This window comes from uncultured Eudoraea sp., assembly GCF_947258525.1.
Taxonomy (GTDB): domain Bacteria; phylum Bacteroidota; class Bacteroidia; order Flavobacteriales; family Flavobacteriaceae; genus Eudoraea.
Genome location: NZ_CAMYIP010000079.1, coordinates 112,396 through 129,860, shown reverse-complemented (window position 1 = coordinate 129,860; position 17,465 = coordinate 112,396). Strand labels below are relative to the sequence as shown.

At 37.9% G+C, this 17,465-nt stretch carries 16 protein-coding genes; 15 read left to right on the top strand and 1 reads right to left on the bottom strand.

Annotated features, from left to right (window positions below; genetic code table 11):
* The 12 genes from Q0X89_RS06695 to Q0X89_RS06635 all read left to right on the top strand — a co-directional run.
* Nucleotides 1-265, top strand: a 265-nt coding sequence (locus Q0X89_RS06695) for an EamA family transporter (protein ID WP_297692408.1), incomplete at its 5' end; no start/stop codon positions are given.
* A 191-nt stretch (nt 266-456) separates the two neighbouring features.
* Nucleotides 457-915: a hypothetical protein gene (locus tag Q0X89_RS06690; protein WP_297692406.1), complete on the top strand. Its 459-nt coding sequence runs from the start codon at nt 457-459 to the stop codon at nt 913-915.
* 288 nt (nt 916-1,203) lie between these two features.
* A complete protein-coding gene (locus Q0X89_RS06685) occupies nt 1,204-2,655 on the top strand; it encodes an adenylate/guanylate cyclase domain-containing protein (RefSeq protein WP_297692404.1) in 1,452 nt (483 codons plus the stop codon).
* A complete protein-coding gene (locus tag Q0X89_RS06680; protein ID WP_297692402.1) occupies nt 2,652-3,839 on the top strand; it encodes a hypothetical protein in 1,188 nt (395 codons plus the stop codon). The genes Q0X89_RS06685 and Q0X89_RS06680 overlap by 4 nt, the downstream gene beginning before the upstream one ends.
* A 96-nt stretch (nt 3,840-3,935) precedes the next feature.
* Entirely contained in the window at nt 3,936-4,802 is an 867-nt protein-coding gene (locus Q0X89_RS06675) for an AraC family transcriptional regulator (RefSeq protein WP_297692400.1), read from the top strand.
* Nucleotides 4,803-4,892: 90 nt separating this feature from the next.
* Nucleotides 4,893-5,411 carry a DUF1772 domain-containing protein gene (locus Q0X89_RS06670; RefSeq protein ID WP_297692399.1) on the top strand — a complete coding sequence of 173 codons (519 nt, stop codon included), beginning with the start codon at nt 4,893-4,895 and terminating at the stop codon, nt 5,409-5,411.
* Nucleotides 5,412-5,436: 25 nt separating this feature from the next.
* The gene (locus Q0X89_RS06665) at nt 5,437-6,282 is read left to right on the top strand and encodes an NAD(P)H-binding protein (protein ID WP_297692397.1); all 846 of its coding nucleotides are present in this window, start codon (nt 5,437-5,439) and stop codon (nt 6,280-6,282) included.
* Between the two features lie 61 nt (nt 6,283-6,343).
* Nucleotides 6,344-6,742 (top strand): DUF5367 family protein, encoded by a 399-nt coding sequence (locus Q0X89_RS06660; RefSeq protein ID WP_297692395.1) that lies wholly within the window; start codon nt 6,344-6,346, stop codon nt 6,740-6,742.
* Nucleotides 6,743-6,828: 86 nt separating this feature from the next.
* Nucleotides 6,829-8,475 (top strand): tetratricopeptide repeat protein, encoded by a 1,647-nt coding sequence (locus Q0X89_RS06655; RefSeq protein ID WP_297692393.1) that lies wholly within the window; start codon nt 6,829-6,831, stop codon nt 8,473-8,475.
* Nucleotides 8,476-8,808: 333 nt separating this feature from the next.
* On the top strand, nt 8,809-9,753 hold the full coding sequence (locus Q0X89_RS06645; protein WP_297692389.1) for an aldo/keto reductase: 945 nt from the start codon (nt 8,809-8,811) through the stop codon (nt 9,751-9,753).
* A gap of 96 nt (nt 9,754-9,849) precedes the next feature.
* Nucleotides 9,850-10,920 carry an SMP-30/gluconolactonase/LRE family protein gene (locus tag Q0X89_RS06640; RefSeq protein ID WP_297692387.1) on the top strand — a complete coding sequence of 357 codons (1,071 nt, stop codon included), beginning with the start codon at nt 9,850-9,852 and terminating at the stop codon, nt 10,918-10,920.
* A gap of 226 nt (nt 10,921-11,146) precedes the next feature.
* The gene (locus Q0X89_RS06635; protein ID WP_297692385.1) at nt 11,147-11,338 is read left to right on the top strand and encodes a cold-shock protein; all 192 of its coding nucleotides are present in this window, start codon (nt 11,147-11,149) and stop codon (nt 11,336-11,338) included.
* Between the two features lie 77 nt (nt 11,339-11,415).
* Here Q0X89_RS06635 and Q0X89_RS06630 read toward each other — a convergent pair whose 3' ends face one another.
* Nucleotides 11,416-13,623 (bottom strand): amino acid permease, encoded by a 2,208-nt coding sequence (locus Q0X89_RS06630; protein WP_297692383.1) that lies wholly within the window; start codon nt 13,621-13,623, stop codon nt 11,416-11,418.
* A gap of 240 nt (nt 13,624-13,863) precedes the next feature.
* Here Q0X89_RS06630 and Q0X89_RS06625 point away from each other — a divergent pair, with 240 nt between their 5' ends.
* The 3 genes from Q0X89_RS06625 to Q0X89_RS06615 all read left to right on the top strand — a co-directional run bounded on the left by Q0X89_RS06625 (nt 13,864) and on the right by Q0X89_RS06615 (nt 17,424).
* Nucleotides 13,864-16,224, top strand: coding sequence for a TonB-dependent receptor (locus tag Q0X89_RS06625; RefSeq protein WP_297692381.1), 2,361 nt, complete (start codon nt 13,864-13,866; stop codon nt 16,222-16,224).
* Nucleotides 16,225-16,433: 209 nt separating this feature from the next.
* Complete coding sequence (locus Q0X89_RS06620) at nt 16,434-17,003, top strand: hypothetical protein (RefSeq protein WP_297692379.1); 570 nt, start codon at nt 16,434-16,436, stop codon at nt 17,001-17,003.
* 73 nt (nt 17,004-17,076) lie between these two features.
* Entirely contained in the window at nt 17,077-17,424 is a 348-nt protein-coding gene (locus Q0X89_RS06615; protein ID WP_297692377.1) for a c-type cytochrome, read from the top strand.
* Nucleotides 17,425-17,465 lie beyond the last annotated feature (41 nt).

Below are 17,465 nucleotides of genomic sequence, written 5' to 3'. Positions count from 1 at the left end.
AACCAACTGGTCCATGCTACTACTTATTATTTTTGGCAGTATAGTGGCCTTTACTTCCTTTAATTACCTTTTAAAAAATGTTTCCCCGGAAAAGGTGGCCACCAATACCTATGTTAACCCCATTGTTGCGATGTTTCTGGGTAGTTATTTTTTGAATGAACCCATCACCCTGCAATCCATAATTGCCGCTATTGTGTTGCTTACCGGGGTGTATTTTATTAACACCAGAAAAAAAATAATGCTTTTATCCAGGTTTAAAAAATAGTAATTAAATGCTCAGAAAATTCTTTGATAAAAAAATAAGGGGTTTCGGACAAAAAATGTAGGGGTTCGTCCGTTAATCAAATAATTATTTTGCCCGGATTGGTATATTAGAAATATATTTAAAGTAATTGCAATACATTAATTAACAATAATTACAAAACTAACGGATAATTATATTAAATTTATAACATTATGGCAACTATTAATATTTATGTAAGCAAGATTGCAAATTCAGGTCAACTAAGCTTAAGATTAGGGACAGCTATACCGGGAACGCCCGATGATCCAGACAATGATACACTAGTAGCAGGCGTAGATCCAAGTGATACTGTCAGATGGTCGGTGGATCAACATCCAGATCCCGGGCGCAATAATAATTTGACACTTGTACATGTAAAAGCCGCTATTCCTGCACCAGGTCCGTATTTAAATTCTCAACAATTACTCGAAAATGCAGAATATTCAGCAGAATATACACCAGATCCAATGGGTGTGATTACTGCCACTGTACTTGCAACTCCACCTCCTGCCAAACCAGGTGAGGCAAAAGCCTTTGAAAATTACCAAATAGGATACTTTCAATCTTTTCCCCCACCTACTGATCCAACAGTACCAGAGACTTGGGATGATCCAAGACTTCAAATGAATTGAAGAAAAAACTTGTTATTTATGAATAATAATGTCATTTAAAAGAAAAGCCTATTATATAATAGGCTTATTCTATTTTATGACCGTCATTCTAATTGGTCAAGATCAGAAATTGGCAGATAGCCTTATTCTGAAATATAATTCTCCTCCTTCATTTATCTTCATTATGGCTATTTACAGAAAGGCAATGCACTCCAATTTAAAGGTAACAATGCAGAGGCATTAGAATCCTATTTTAAAAGTCTTGAATTTGCGAACCGTACTGATGATGAAAAAGGAATTGGTTCACTTATGATCTCTATAGCAGGCACCTATACGGCCATGGATAATTTCAAAAATGCCCAAACCTACTTCAGTAAAGGAATAGAGGTTTTACGTAAAGTAAATGACTCTATTAAAATTGCTACCGCATTGTTAAACGCCGGGGATGATTATTTTAATTCTAACAAATTAGATTCCGCACTTATTTATACATCCGAAGCAGTGGACATATTTGAAAAGATCAATTACTCGCTTGGTCAGGCTTATAGTTTGGGAAATTTGGGGATGATATATGCAGAACAGGAAAAAGATAAATTGGCGGAAGCCTATATCAACAGTGCCATATCCATCCTGGAGGAACTGGAGGATTATTACCCTATTTCAGTGTATTTAACCTATATGTCAGACATCTATATAAGAAAGAATAATTTTCCAACCGCTTTGAGTTATGCAACAAGAAGCCTGGAGCTGGCTACCCAATATGGGTTAAAGGAACAAATTAGCGACGCCAACCTAAAGCTTTCAGAACTTTATGAGGTGACCGGAGACCTGGCAACTTCGTATAAATATTATAAAGATCATATCACTTATAGAGACAGCTTAATAAATTTGGAAAATGTACAGCAAGCGGCTGATCTGCGGACCAATTACGAAGTTTCCCAAAAACAGATTGAAGTGGATCTGGCAGACCAAAGACGTAAAAATCAGCGCAATATATCTATTGCAACCGCTATAGGTTTGTTCATGTTTTTGCTGATGGCAATTGGGTTATTTAGGCGAAATAACTATATCAGAAAAACAAAACAGATCATTGAAGAAGAAAAAGAACGCTCGGATAAGCTATTGCTCAACATCCTGCCCGAAGAAACGGCGCTGGAATTGAAGGAAAAAGGAAAGGTAAAAGCCAAAAAATACGATGCCGTAACGGTTTTGTTTTCAGATTTTAAAGGTTTTACGAGTTATTCCGAAAAACTGTCTCCCGAAGCTTTGGTAGAAACCGTGGATTTTTACTTTTCAAAGTTTGACGCCATTATAGTAAAACACGGCCTGGAAAAAATTAAAACCATAGGGGACGCCTATATGTGCGCCGGAGGCTTGCATGATAATGAAAAGGACCACGCCGGCAAAATGGTTTTGGCTGCCATGGAAATAGCCGCCTTTGTGGAGGATACCAAAAATAATATCGCTGCAAGTGAATTAACTTTTGATATCCGCATCGGCATCAATACCGGTCCGGTTGTGGCCGGGGTAGTTGGGACCAATAAATTTGCCTATGATATCTGGGGCGATACGGTAAATGTGGCCTCACGTATGGAATCGAATTCGGAAGCCGGGAAGATCAATATCAGTGAAAATACCTATGAGTTGATAAAAGACAGTTATGACTGTGCCTTCCGGGGAGAAATAAAAGTAAAGAACCGGGGGAGTCTAAAAATGTATTTTGTAGAGGGACAGAAAAGCAGTATCCCGCTTAAATTATGAGGCTTACGTATTACATCTTTTTATTGGGATTTATTAGCCAGTTAGGCGCCCAACAGGCTTTTAAGCCGGGTAAAGTAATCGATTCTATTCCGGTTTCTAATACCGCCAATGAAACTTTTGCGCTTTACTTGCCCACCTCCTTTGAGCCTTCAAATGAGTCCCCTATCCTTTTTATTTTCGATCCCGGTGGGAGGGGAAGGATCGGAGTAGAAACTTTTATAGAGGCCTCCGAATCTTATGGTCATATTCTGGTCTGTTCAAATGACTCCAGAAATGCACCTTATGAGCGCAATTTTAACATAGCTGCCAACCTTTTCGATCATATATTTTCACGATTTACCATTGATAAAAATCAAATGGTTCTGGCTGGTTTTTCAGGAGGGTCCAGATTGGCCTGGGCCATAGCCCTTGCCGCCGGGAACCTAACAGGAGTAATTGCCTGTGGTGCAGGCGTATCTGAAGCATCCCCTGCTATACTTCAAAAACAAGAATTCTCTTATGCAGGCATATGTGGCAACAGTGATATGAATTTTGGAGAAATGCTGGATGTAAAAACCTATCTCACAAATAAAAAGATTAGTAATACACTATTTACATTCGATGGCGGTCATGACTGGCCCCCTGCTGCAGAGATTAACCGGGCATTTGAATGGCTCGCCATTGAGTCTCATATTAAAGGAAAGAAAGTAAAAACAGAAGAAGAACTTCAAAAAAGTTTTAGGCTTACTTATGAATTTGCAAAAAAATCTGAAGCAGATGCTGATATACTAAAAGTGGCAGAACACTATGAGCGTATCTTAAGTACCTATGGTTCTATTTATAAACTGGATACGATTTCTTCGCACTTGAATCTCCTTAAAAAGGAGAGTGCTTATAAAAGGGCATTGAAGTCCAGAACCAAAGCCCTGGCTGAAGAGAAGGAATGGACCCGAATCTTTTATGAACGCTTCAATTCAGACTACAATCAACCCCAAAATGCAGATATGGCCTGGTGGAACAAAAAACTAACTCAACTTAATGACAAATACGCAAATGCTGAAATTGAATATCAACGAATGCTTGAGCGGGTACAGTTTAATTTATTCGCCATAGCCTATTCCAGAAATAATCCTCTGATATACAAGTCTAGTGAGGAGCAAAAAAAATTCTGTATCGCCTTGGGTAAACTTGTTAGCCCAAACTGACCTAATGTAGTTTGGTAATTCGACTGCCCGGGTTAAATGAACCGTCTAAATTCAATCTCATAACGAATTACTAAAATAAGTATCTTAGCATTAGGTATGACCAGAGATTTTATAGAAATAAATGACTTCGTAGTACTATTAGAATATGCAGATTCTAAAGAGGAGATTATTGATAGCTGCGGTTTTGATGAAGATGTGATTGCGTTTGCCTTTTATGGTTCGGGGAATGTAGATTTAAAAGTAGAATGCAGTTATAAACAGCAAAACTACAACAATACCAAGGGGTTGGCTATGTCTTTTTTTGCCAATGGAAATGTTAAGTTTATACACACTGTTTCTAAGAATAAAAAACTGTCTTGTGTAGTCATTTTGTATAGTATAAAAAATTTAAAAGAACTCCCGGACACGGAACGTGAATTGTATGCACAGTATGTTAACGAACTTATTAACCCGAGTAATGATTATGTGGAGGGCCCTACTTTTTTTATGGATCATAACATGCAAAATGCGGTCGATAAAATTTTTGCAAACACTTACAAGGGCCCGGCCAGGTCCTTATTTTTAAGGAGTCAGGTTACAGAATTATTAGCACATTTTTTTGCCAAAGTTTCAGGTTCAACCAAAGACAAAACCAAAACAATAAAGGATACTGAAAGACAAAAGTTATATGAGGCCAAAGAAATACTTACTAAGAATATGGAGACCCCTCCATCTATAGCTGAACTTTCGAGACTCATAGGTTTGAATGATTTTAAACTCAAAAAGAGTTTCAAGGAATTGTTTGGTTTTCCTGTTTACAAATACCTGCAAAATGAACGTCTTATAAAGGCTCATGAGCTTTTAAGCTCTAAAGAAGTTAGCATACAGGAAGCAGCATGGTCCGTAGGCTATGAAAGCCTGAGTTCATTTTCGAACGCCTTTATCAAAAAGTATGGCTTTAGACCAAGTGAGGTAAAGTCATAATCCTTTTCGAACAAATTTCAATCCTTTTCAAACAAATAAGTCATAACGCTTAGTCGCAAATTTGCATTGTAATCTTAAAACAATGTAATAATGACTTCTTTAAATTTTGATACACAAACCATAGTATTAGTACTGGCAACACTTTTAACCGGACTTACAGCAGGTCTATGCTTTACCTGGAACAATGCGGTTACTCCTGGTGTTGGTCAACTGGTTGATATGGGCTATTTGCGCTCTTTTCAGGAGATGAACAGGGCCATTATTAACCCAATATTTCTAATCGTATTCTTTGGCCCTTTCTTTTTGCATATAGCCAATATTTTTTTATTCAAAACATCTTCGGGAGCCATATTATGGCTGGTTATGGTATCAGCCGCTCTGTATATCATCGGGTTAGTAGCAGTCACCATATTCGGAAATGTGCCCTTGAATGAGCTATTGGATAAAACAGATTTGATGCAGGCCAGTGCCGAAGAATTAAAACTGTTACGGGACAAGTTCGAAGTAAAGTGGAACAGGTTTCATCTTATCAGAACTGTAAGTACAGTACTATCATTCTTATTACTGATTATTATCTGTCTTAGCAGAATAAATACCATAAATACATAATCTATAAATCTTAAAAATTAACATCATGAGAAAAAAACAAAACATTTTAGTATTAGGCGGCAAAGGAAAAACAGGCCGTCGCGTTGCAAGCCGTTTAATTGAAAAAGGGCAAACCGTTAGAATTGGATCACGTAGTGAAAAACCCTCTTTTGATTGGGAAGATCCTTTAACATGGAAAGGAGCATTGCAAGGAATGGAGAGCGTTTATATTACGTTTCAACCAGATTTGGCGGTTCCGGGAGCAAAAGAAGCCATTGAAGGATTTACAAACCTGGCGGTTAAATCCGGTGTTCGGAAAGTAGTACTCCTATCAGGAAAAGGGGAGCAAGAAGCTGAGGAATGTGAGCGAATTGTCATGAATTCCGGTTTGGATTGGACCATTGTGAGAGCGAGCTGGTTTAATCAGAATTTTAGTGAAAGTTTCTTCCTGGATCCTATTTTGGCAGGCCATGTAGCTTTACCAAAGAATGAGGCTCAGGTACCTTATGTAGATGCCAATGATATTGCAGATGTGGTGGTTGCCGCTTTACTTGATGATAAGCATAATAACGAAATATATGAGTTAACCGGCCCACGTACGCTTACTTTTTCAGATGTGGTCCGTGAAATATCTGAGGCAACAGGCAGGGAAATTCAATTCACACCAATTAGCATGGAAGAATATAATGCAATGATGAAGGAATTTAACTTACCTGATGACTATCTATGGTTAATCAATTATTTGTTTGAAGAAGTTTTGGTAGAGAGTAATTCAATTGTCACCAACGATATTGAAAAAGTATTGGGAAGAAAACCTATTGATTTTACTACATATGCCCATGAAGTTGCGAAATCTCATGTGTGGGATGGAGTAGGGATGGAGCGCGTATAACAGTATTCTTAACCAATCCATTTTGGATCATCTATTATATAAACCTAATAACATAAATACAATGGAAATTAAAAGAGCAATAATATCAGCAGCAATAGTATGGGCCATAGGCGTTACGGCATATATCCTATCTTTTTTTGTAAAAATCCTGGATAATCCGGAATTACAGGCAAATATTGTACTCACTTTGGCTTTGATACCAAGTGTAATCCTTGGGGCAAAATATTACTATAAAACCGGAGCAGAAACACATGGTTTTAAATTAGGGGTTTTCATGTTTTTGGTAACTATTTGTTTTGATGCCATAATAACTGTTCCCTTATTTATTATCCCGGCGGGTGGAAGTCATCTTACATTTTTTACAGACGCCTGGTTTTGGTTTATTGGACTGGAGTATATTTTGCTGGTAGGGATTTATGCAGCGTTCAGGATAAAAATCCTGAAAGGAAGAGCCAGTTAGAAATTTTCTTGTAACATTTTATAAAAAGAGTTGTCTAATTAAGAACATATTAAACTTTTTAAGTTTTACATCTAACTAATACTCGTATGAACAAATTATTTTTATTCGCTGCTATACTGATACTTTGGCAGGTACCGGCGCAGGAAAAATTTACAAGCTCACAATGGCAGGAAGACCTGCGTTTTTTACAAAATACCGTTCATAAGGATTATCCTTTTCTGTTTAAAAAGACCACGGCAGGGGCTTTTGACGAAGCTATAGCTGAATTTGATAAGGCCATTCCTCAAATGCAGGATCATGAGGTTCTTGTTGGTTTCAGTAAGATAATAGGGATGTTCAAATACGGGCATACCAGAGTAAGTTATTCTGAAGGACCTGTACAATACCATGAACTTCCCATCTATACTCACTATTATAAAGATGGAATTTATATTCATGGAGCACATAAAGCGTATGAATCTATAGTAGGTGCAAAAATCCTGGAAGTAGAAGGGAAATCTATAGCAAATGTCTTGGAGGCAATATATCCTGTAGTTCCTGCCGAAAACGAGCAATTTTTTAAGGCCTATGGGGGTAATTATTTAATTGTCCCCGAAGTGCTGCACGCGCAGGGCATAACAAAAAGCCTTAAAAATAAGATTACTTTTAAAGTAGAAAAGGAAGGAAAGACCTTCACTACAGAAGTAACTGCCGGAGAGCCACAAAATGGTCACCTTGCCTATGGGGAGGTAAAACCGGAGACAGATTGGGTAGGGGCAAGAGATCAGTCAAACAGCCCTTATTACCTAAAAAACCTGGACAAGATCTATTATTTTGAATACCTGCCGGAACATAAGGCGGTTTATGTGCGCCATAGCCAGATACAAGATGATCCTGATGAAAATATCCCTGCATTTTACGAACGCCTGTTTGAATTTATTGACAGCAATGAAGTAGAGAAATTAGTGCTGGACGTGCGACTTAACGGTGGTGGTAATAACTATAAGAATAAGCCTATAGTTACAGGAATAATAGAAAATCAAAAGATCAATCAACCCGGAAAATTCTTTGTGATCATAGGGCGTCGCACATTTTCTGCTTGTCAGAATTTAGTGAACGAGCTTGATAATTATACCAATGCTATTTTTGTAGGTGAACCTACCGGTGAGAATATTAATTTTTATGGGGACAACAACCGTGTAGAATTGCCAAACTCCAAGCTGGCCATTTACCTATCCTTTGCCTGGTGGCAGGATAAGCCACAATGGGAAAATGCAGATTATACTGTGCCACATTTGGCTGTAGAACCCGCCTTTGAGGACTATAGTGCCAATGAAGATCCGGTATTGGAGGCCGCTCTCAATTTTTCTGCCGATAATTTTATCATAGATCCTATGGGGTACTTAACCCAGTTATTTATGGATCAAAAATTTGAATTTTTAGCCACGGAAGCACAACGACTGGTACAGGATCCTGCGTATAAGTTTTTCAATTTTGAGGGAGAATTTAATAAAGCGGGTTATCAGCTATTGGGCTCCGGCCAATTTGAAGGAGCGCTGTATGTCTTTGAAATGAATACCAAACTTTTTCCGGAATCTCCTAATACCTGGGACAGCCTGGCAGAGGGTTACTGGAAATCCGGTGATCTGGTAAAGGCCAAAGAATATTACAATAAAGCCATACATCTAGATCCTGAAGGTGCAACTGCCAAGAATTCAAAATCCATGTTAAAGAAGATGGAAACAGAACAGTAGGAGTATGTAATTACTTAATTGTACGTAAATTGCTTCAGCTTATAAAGCAATCTTATACCTTCATTTAATACCTGGTTGAAGTGCTACAATTAATACAAAAAATACCGGAGGGCTATTCTGAAGGCATTTACAATACAAAAAAGTATAGCATTACAAAGGAATCTTTCAATGATGGCAGATCTTATAAAATATACGGTAAGGAACTACGGGGTAATGATTTTATAAGTTTGAATTATTATATTACTAAACATAATGAGCACTTAAAGCCCTGTGAAATGCCAGAACAAAAAGTGATTCATTTTTTGGAGCACATTCAAATTTTATACTAATTATATGCAGTTAGGATTGGGAACAGCCGCTCTGGGCCGACCACAATATATTAATCTGCGCCAGGAAAAACCTAAAGGACAGGATTTAGAAACCTTTAAAGAACAGGGATTTGCTGTTTTAGAAAACGCCTACAATCTTGGCATTCGTTATTTTGATACTGCCCCGGGCTATGGATTGGCAGAGCAGTTGGTTCTGGAATGGTTACGAACTAAAAATGACCCCAACATACAAATAGCCACAAAATGGGGATATACCTATGTAGCCAATTTTGATGCAAATGCTACTATTCATGAAATAAAGGAACACACTTTAAAGAAACTACGTGAACAATGGGAGGTTTCCAAAGCACTCATACCACATTTAAGGGTGTATCAGATACATTCGGCTACATTGGAATCCGGCGTATTGGATAATAAAGCTGTACTCGATCATTTAGCGTTTATAAAACAGGAATATCTTTTGGAAATAGGTATTACTGTAACAGGGGCAAATCAGCTAGCTATCATTAAAAAGGCGCTGGATGTCGCCATAGGAGGTAAACAGCTGTTTGATGCATTTCAGGTAACCTACAATATGCTGGATCAAAGTTTGGATGAGATATCAGGGGAACTTGTACGACTAGAGAAAAAAATAATCATTAAAGAGGCTCTGGCCAATGGCAGGGTTTTTAGGAACAAAGGGTATAAGCATTATGATAGCCTTTATGATAAACTTGAGCGATTAGCTAACAAATATGGGGTAGGAACAGATGCTATTGCATTACAATTTTGTGGGCAAAGGATCCCAAAAAGTATCGTCTTGAGTGGTGCAAGTAGCAGTAAGCAGTTGAAGCAAAATTTAAAATTTAATACTTTCCGTCTTACAGAAGATGAGCTACAGGAATTGGCGGCGTTCAAAATAGATCCAAACGCCTATTGGGAAGAACGAAAGCAATTGAAATGGAACTAACAGGATCTGTTGGTATCAAACACTTTTATGGATACTAATTTCCCTAAACCATTAATCTAAATTCTCATATCTTTATAAAAACCAAACCACTCAATTATGAAACTATCCATCTGCACTTTATTTCTTTTCGCTTTTACTTTTATTAGCTGCAATACGCCTAAACCGGCCGATAAGAATAGTGAAAAAGAAGAATCCACAAAATCACTTCCATATTTAACGTTTCAAAAAGAAAATTTGTTTCCCGGAGATGGCAGCTTACTCAGGGCTGAAGACGGGGTTGAACTGGAAGATGGGCGAGTTGTAGTAGTAGATCAGGCCAATGGCCTTAGACTAGTTGAAAAAGATGGTTCTAACAGACCATTCGGTGATTTCGCAGCAGCCGGTTTTGTGCATCTTCCACCGGAGGAGACTGCATCACCTAATGGTATGGTTCTGGAATACGACGGAAAACATATTTTGATGTCAGATGTCGCAGACGGAAAGATTTACAGAGTAAATATAGACTCAGAAAAAGTAGAAATGATCTATGATCATCCTTATGGGGTTAATACAATTTACAGAGATAAAACCGGGGCATTATGGTTTTCACAGTCTACGGAGAGTACTAATTTGAATGAAATGTTTCGTGATGTAAACATTCCTGTACCCCATGGAGCCGTTTTTAGAATGGCCGACTTTGACAGCCCGCCTGTTCAAATTATGGACAGTCTCTATTTTGCCAATGGTATTACAATGGACAAGGACGAAAAGCATCTTTATATTTCTGAAACTATGATGGATAGAGTGCATAAATTTGAAGTAGATACAAATAGCGGTAGTGCCAAATATGCCGGCGTGGCTGCAAATGTAGGTTCTCCTGATAATTTATTAATAGATCAGGAAGGTCGGTTAATTGTTGCTTCTCCTCTATATAATCAGGTAGTTGCTGTAGATTTTGAGAATCATTCGCAGCATGTGATTTTTGATGCCTCCACAAATGCTAATTCAAAGGTTAGCAACGAATATACCCGTAGAAGTCGTTTGGGAATGGAACGACTTGAATTACTAACGCCGGATCTGTTTCATCCCCTTCCGGGATTACTCACAGGGATGTTCTTCTCTAATGATGGCCAAACACTTTATATAACAAATCTGGGAAATGATATTTTGAAATATGATTTTCAATAATCCATTATCTTAGAACGTCTAACTGAGTTCCTTGCTGACAGACGGGCAGGAAAATGTGAATATGGTGACCCAAAATAGAATCCCCTGCAGGAGATTGTATGGAAGTTTGTTAGAGCAAAAATTGGTCATTGACTAAAAATTTATTATCGAAATTGCTGTTTTTTAAATTTTTGGTACCATCTTTGAACTCTAATAAGTATTATAAATACATTTAAATTAAATTACAATGAGTAAAGGAACAGTAAAATTCTTCAACGATTCCAAAGGTTACGGTTTTATAACTGAAGAAGGTTCAAACAAAGAACATTTTGTACATTTTTCCGGATTAATTGATGAGATTCGTGAAGGCGATGAAGTTGAATTTGATCTTACAGAAGGAAAAAAAGGATTAAATGCAGTAAACGTAAAAGTTATTTAACATATACGATTCTACTTTGAAACAAAAACCCATCAAGAATTTGATGGGTTTTTTTATATCCAAAGACTTGATATAAGTTAAACCTCACTTTGCTTAACATCAGATTCATGTTCCATCACATTCAAGTCGAGCTCATTAAAATTATTTGCTGCCTTCACCAATAGGGTAGAGCCTATGGTTTCAAACAATTGATTTGTTTTTAAAACAAACTGAGCCTGTTTTTCTATTTTAAAATTCGGTATCCCCACCAGGGTAAGATCAGTAGAGGCAGATTCCTGTTCAATGATTTCATAAAATGGTTTTTGCTCTACGGCATTATTAATAATTCTTATTTCAACATTAACTCTTAAATCTTCAACAAGTTTGGAAATATTTGAATGTATCTGGGTACTGTCAACATTGTTGTTGTTTACGAACAAAACCCTGATAATTGTATTGTTCCATTTTGGGGAGGCAATAATGAACCTGGCAATATTGAGCATCATCTCAGCATTCTTACTGTCGGTTTCCCGCCACCAAAGGTCTACTGTACTATAATTGCCAAATTTGGTTTTACGGTCAAAATCCAAATACAATAAATTGTAATCCAAATACAGTAAAGTCTTGGTCATTTTGGCATATTCCCATGAATTTTCCAAACCTTTGGGCCAACCCATCATTATGGTATTGGGTTCAACACCTGAAAATCCAAAGACGGTAGCAATATTAGTAATACCACTGTAGATGTTATCCACTTTTACCTGCCTGCCAAAAATACCAAGCTCCTTAAGGGATTCATCACGAACAACTTGATCTGTCTTTTTTAAAGGAGTATCATCTTTAGTATCCAGGATAAGCTTAAAATTAGTAACAATCCCGGTACGGCCCGAGACTGTTTTACATAACTCCAATAAATAGTGCTGATGATCACTTTTACCGCTAAAGAGAATAATATTTGGATTCCAACTAGCATTTTCGTCCTCTTCTGCATCTATTTTTTTTAACCCTTTGTTTACCACATTCTCCCAAACACTTCGCCATACGTCATTCGATTGCAGTTTTACTTCTTTTCGTTGGAGGCCGAAATACAAACCCCCAATTACAGCCAATGCCGCTAACATGGCAATCATATCTAACTTAAACATTACCGCAAAACAAGCAACAAACCCAAGCAGACCAATCCAGCGTTTAATCTTAAAACTTGGCTGAAAATCAGGATTCGCCCAACTTTCCAGGAAATATGTAATATTGATAAACCCATAGGCGGTCAGATAAAACATAGAGACCACACGGGCAATAATATCCAATTCCCCAATGAGAATGCCAGCCTCTGCAATAATAAAAACCATTAAAAGTGCATTGACCGGTTCATTATTTGTTCCCTTTCCTTTACTAAATATTTTAGGGGTCACCTTGTCAATTGACATAGCCTGTAAAATTCTTGGTCCGCCAAGAATGCCTCCTAAGGCCGAAGATAGGGTAGCACCCCATATCCCGGCTACAACCGCAGGTGCAAACAGGGCAATTTTCATTAGAATATTATAGTCCGTTTTCAATACATCTGAATTGATAGTAAAAGCTATAAAAACGGCTAGAACAAGATAGACTACCAGCCCTACACCAATAGCGGATAAAGTTCCTGTGGGAATCGATTTTTTAGGATCTTTTAAATCCCCGCTCATGGCAATACCTGCAGTAAAACCGGTAACCGCAGGAAAAAATATGGCAAAAACCACCTCAAGGGGTGCGGAGCCTTCTGTTGCCAGGATTGGAACTGTTTCCGGGACAAATTCAGAAGATCCGAAAAAGATAGCAAGCAAGGAAACGAAAATGGCTGCAAGGATTATATATTGCGCTTTTAAGGCCAATGATGTACTAATTAAAGCAATCACCGTTAAGGATAATAAGGCAATGGTTCCTGTTATTCTGATGTCATTGACGGTCATTCCAAAACCGAAGTACGCATTAAAGCTTTCCGAAAAACCCACCAAATAAAGGGCAATAGAAAATGCAGTACCTACAGCCAGGGCTATCCCAATTGAACCCCCTATGGGAATACCCATACTCCTTGATAGTACATAATAAATACCACCGGCTCCAATCTTTTTGTCGGTGGCTACTGAAGATACACTTAAACCCGTGGTAACAGCAATAACATGCGCAATTATAATAATAACAATGGTACCTAACAGACCTGCATTACCAACTACCCAGCCCAAGCGCATATACATGATAACCCCTAAAATCGTGAGTATGGAAGGGGTAAAGACTCCTGCAAAAGTTCCAAACTTCTTCTTTTCTGCCATTGATTAGCGTTGGTTGCCAGTGAAGGTTCTCAAAAGATGGGTAAGATAGCCAATATTTTTGAGTCAAATAGTGCCGTTTTGGTGATACTATGATCTATTCCAAAAAAAGTAAGTTCACTCTGCCTTATTCTATAGATATTTTATAATCGTCCATTAGTTTTTAACAGATTTTTATAAGGCAGAGCTATTATTTAGTAGTTATTTTGTTTAATATTTATGGATTGAATCTTAAACATTATTATGCTCAGATTTGGAAAGGTAATTTTATTTGCCATCATCTTATTCGTTTCAGAGAGTCTCCATTCACAAGTAACCACAACAGTTTATGGTAAAGTCTTGGACGAACTCGAAGCACCCCTTTTTGGAGCTTCTGTTTTTTTGGAGGGTACCCAACTAGGTGCACAAACCGATTTTGATGGTACATATGAAATCAAAGCGGTTCCGCCTGGGTCTTACAATCTTATTGTTACTTATCTGGGTTATAAATCCCAAACAAGATATAATATCATTGTTCGTTCTAAAGGAACCCCGGCCTATAATTTTGTTCTAGAAGTAGAAACGGAACAACTAAAGGAAGTGGTGGTGTCTAATGCCAACATAATCAGCAGGCCAAAAGAAACCCCTTTGTCTACACAAACGCTTTCAGCAGTAGAAATCGCCACCTATCCCGGAAGTAATAATGATGTGGTACAGGTTGCGCAGACCTTGCCCGGGGTATCACCTTCTATTGGCGGATTTCGGAACGATCTTATCATAAGGGGTGGGGCACCAAATGAATCGGTATATTATTTAGACGGGATGGAAATACCGAATATAAACCATTTTAGTACACAGGGGAGTGCAGGCGGCCCGGTAGGATTAATTAATGTATCATTTATAGACAATGTTACCTTATCCACATCTGCCTTTAATGCCCGTTATGACAACCCCTTATCCGGCGTACTGCAATTCGAACAACGCAATGGGAATAACAGAAATTTTGCAGGCAACTTCAGGGTAAGTGCCAGTGAGGCTGCGGTAACCTTAGAAGGACCCCTGTTTAAAAAAGGGGAAGAAACTTCCCAAACTACCTTTCTGGCATCTGTGCGACGCAGCTATTTAAAGTTTTTATTTGAAACTATTGGACTGCCTTTCCGACCGGATTACTGGGATTATCAGTTCAAAGTAGACCATCAAATAGATGACTTTAATAACCTTAGCTTAATAGGTTTAGGATCTATTGATGATTTTTCTGCTGCTCCACCCGATGAGTTTGATCCGGAATCCGAAGCCCAACTGGAACAGGCACCATTTATCAAACAACGTTCCAATACCATTGGCCTTAGTTGGCGTAAACGCTTTAAAAATGGTAATGGTTATATGCTTACTACTTTAAGTAATAACAGGCTGGCAAATGACTTTACAAGATACGATGATCCCATAAACGAAACGGGGGTAATCTTTAATAATGATGCGACCGAATCTGAAACCAAACTTCGGTATGAATACACCCAATTTTTTTCAGACTGGAAACTTAGTACCGGTTTTAACCTTCAGTATGCAGATTACAAAAACAACACATTAGATCTTACTAATAGTGCTTTGTTTAACACGGAAATAGACTTTATGAAATATGGGGTTTTTGCCAATTTAACACGCTCATTTTTTAATAATAAGCTGGACCTTTCTTTTGGAATCCGAATGGATGATGATGGCTTTACCCAAAACGAAAGTCTTTTGAGCACCTTTTCACCACGTTTTTCGGCCTCATATGAGTTTGCCACAGACTGGCGTTTGAACGCCTCGGTAGGTCGTTATTTTAAAATTCCTCCTTATACTATTCTTGGATTTAGAAACAATGAGAACGAATTGGTAAACCGGGATGTAGATTATACCAGGTCTGATCATTTTGTTTTAGGGGTACAGCATTACTTTTCTCCTTCCTCGAGTATATCTGTGGAAGGCTTCTATAAAGCCTATTATGATTATCCGGTTTCTGTGCGTGATAGTGTTTCTTTGGCTAATAAGGGAGGTGGTTTTGAAGTATTGGGTAGTGAACCCATTGAAACTGTTGGAAAGGGTAGGAGCTATGGGTTGGAACTTCAATTCCAACAAAAATTATCGAAGAATTTCTACGGCATCTTTGCCTACACCTATTTCTTTAGTGAATTTACAGGCTTCGACAGGGAGATATACAGACCCTCCGTATGGGATAGCAGGCATTTGATATCCTTTACAGGCGGTTATAAGTTTGCCAGGAATTGGGAATTAAGTGCCCGTTATCGCTTTGCAGGGGAAACTCCTTTCGTGCCGGTAGATTTGGATGCAACTTTAGAAAATTACCCGGTTGTTGTCCTGGATTATTCCAGATTAGGGGAGGAGAAACTGCCCATTTTTAGTCAATTGGATGTCCGGATTGATAAGAAATGGAACTTTAAAAAATTTGCCTTTGATCTTTTTATTGAGGTCCAGAATCTTTTAGGACAAAATATCCCGAGTCCTCCTGAATACGGACTTAACAGAGATTCAACGGGGAACATCATTCAGCCAGAGAGCCTGGTAGTTATCGAAAACGAAAGCGGCCAGATAATTCCAAGTATTGGAATTGTCATTGATTTTTAATGTCGAGCGACAAAATCCACAATCTTATTTGAACAAAGCCTGGGCCTCGCAAAACTTAAATAGCCAGTATTATCCTGACTCGGATAAACATTGCTTTCTATACCACCTGTTAACAAAAAATGCCCTCTTTTTGAATAACTGATAATTGTCATACCTCGTACAATTGTGAATTTGTAGCTTTAATGCTTCGTGCTATAAGTTGTTCAGTTATGAAACAATACATTTTAATTTGTCTGTCCGTTTCGATATGCTTTAATGTTGGTAATTCTCAAAAAAATACAACAGAAAATGAGGAATTCAAAGAAATAATATGGCATGTAAAAGCCTTTAAACCTGAAATGAAATATTTAAAAATAAAGGCGATTGACAAGAAAGGCAGAATGTACGATGTGAAAGCCATTCAAAATTCTGAACAAACAAGTTTTCTGGATGTTAAGGCATTCGTAAAAGGAAAAAGGTTGCCCGTTAAAATGTTAGTAGGAGAAGAAAAATACCATCCGGTTAAAGCCATTGACGAGGAAGGAAATATATTAGATATTAAGGCGATTACCGAGGGAGGAATAGTGCTACCCGTGAAAGGTGTTAGTAAATCAGGGAATATTGTACATATCAGGGCTATTGATGAAGGTATAATTTTTTATAATGTTGTTGCTGTTTCCCCGGATGGGACTACAAATGCAGTTAAGGGTATTAAGTTGAAACCCGGAAATATAGAAACCACCATCCATGGGATTGATGTTTTTGCACATATTAAATCGATTCCTCAAGTTAGCTATTAGAAATAATATGCGTTTACTATCATTCTTAGTTTTATTTCTCGTGCTATTCAGCTGTAAGTTGGATAAGAAAACAATGCCTGTTAAAAACAATGTGATGCCCCAACGCGGGGAATTGAGTTGGGACTCTCAAATATTTTTAGGGAACCGGTTATTCTCTGAAAAGACCTGTGTTACCTGTCATGATGTGCATAAGTCAACCGTCGGTCCTTCCGTTAAAGAAATCATGGACATCTATCGAACCCAAAATGGCGACATCTTTGAATTTTTAAAAGGCAGAGCTGAGCCTATTGTAGACACCACTCCCGAACAAGTTGCAATTATGCAGGCAAATATTGATGGCTTTCTACAGAATATTTCTGATGAAGAACTACAAACCATAGCTACCTACATGCAGCATGTTGATGACTTAAACCCGGATTAGGAACGATTCGTGGCGTATTACACGCTTTATTGGGATAACGG

Coding starts and splice junctions, on each gene's coding strand:
- Q0X89_RS06690 (WP_297692406.1), top strand. CDS start 457: ATGGCAACTATTAATATTTATGTAAGCAAGATTGCAAATTCAGGTCAA.
- Q0X89_RS06685 (WP_297692404.1), top strand. CDS start 1,204: ATGATCTCTATAGCAGGCACCTATACGGCCATGGATAATTTCAAAAAT.
- Q0X89_RS06680 (WP_297692402.1), top strand. CDS start 2,652: ATGAGGCTTACGTATTACATCTTTTTATTGGGATTTATTAGCCAGTTA.
- Q0X89_RS06675 (WP_297692400.1), top strand. CDS start 3,936: ATGACCAGAGATTTTATAGAAATAAATGACTTCGTAGTACTATTAGAA.
- Q0X89_RS06670 (WP_297692399.1), top strand. CDS start 4,893: ATGACTTCTTTAAATTTTGATACACAAACCATAGTATTAGTACTGGCA.
- Q0X89_RS06665 (WP_297692397.1), top strand. CDS start 5,437: ATGAGAAAAAAACAAAACATTTTAGTATTAGGCGGCAAAGGAAAAACA.
- Q0X89_RS06660 (WP_297692395.1), top strand. CDS start 6,344: ATGGAAATTAAAAGAGCAATAATATCAGCAGCAATAGTATGGGCCATA.
- Q0X89_RS06655 (WP_297692393.1), top strand. CDS start 6,829: ATGAACAAATTATTTTTATTCGCTGCTATACTGATACTTTGGCAGGTA.
- Q0X89_RS06645 (WP_297692389.1), top strand. CDS start 8,809: ATGCAGTTAGGATTGGGAACAGCCGCTCTGGGCCGACCACAATATATT.
- Q0X89_RS06640 (WP_297692387.1), top strand. CDS start 9,850: ATGAAACTATCCATCTGCACTTTATTTCTTTTCGCTTTTACTTTTATT.
- Q0X89_RS06635 (WP_297692385.1), top strand. CDS start 11,147: ATGAGTAAAGGAACAGTAAAATTCTTCAACGATTCCAAAGGTTACGGT.
- Q0X89_RS06630 (WP_297692383.1), bottom strand. CDS start 13,623: ATGGCAGAAAAGAAGAAGTTTGGAACTTTTGCAGGAGTCTTTACCCCT.
- Q0X89_RS06625 (WP_297692381.1), top strand. CDS start 13,864: ATGCTCAGATTTGGAAAGGTAATTTTATTTGCCATCATCTTATTCGTT.
- Q0X89_RS06620 (WP_297692379.1), top strand. CDS start 16,434: ATGAAACAATACATTTTAATTTGTCTGTCCGTTTCGATATGCTTTAAT.
- Q0X89_RS06615 (WP_297692377.1), top strand. CDS start 17,077: ATGCCTGTTAAAAACAATGTGATGCCCCAACGCGGGGAATTGAGTTGG.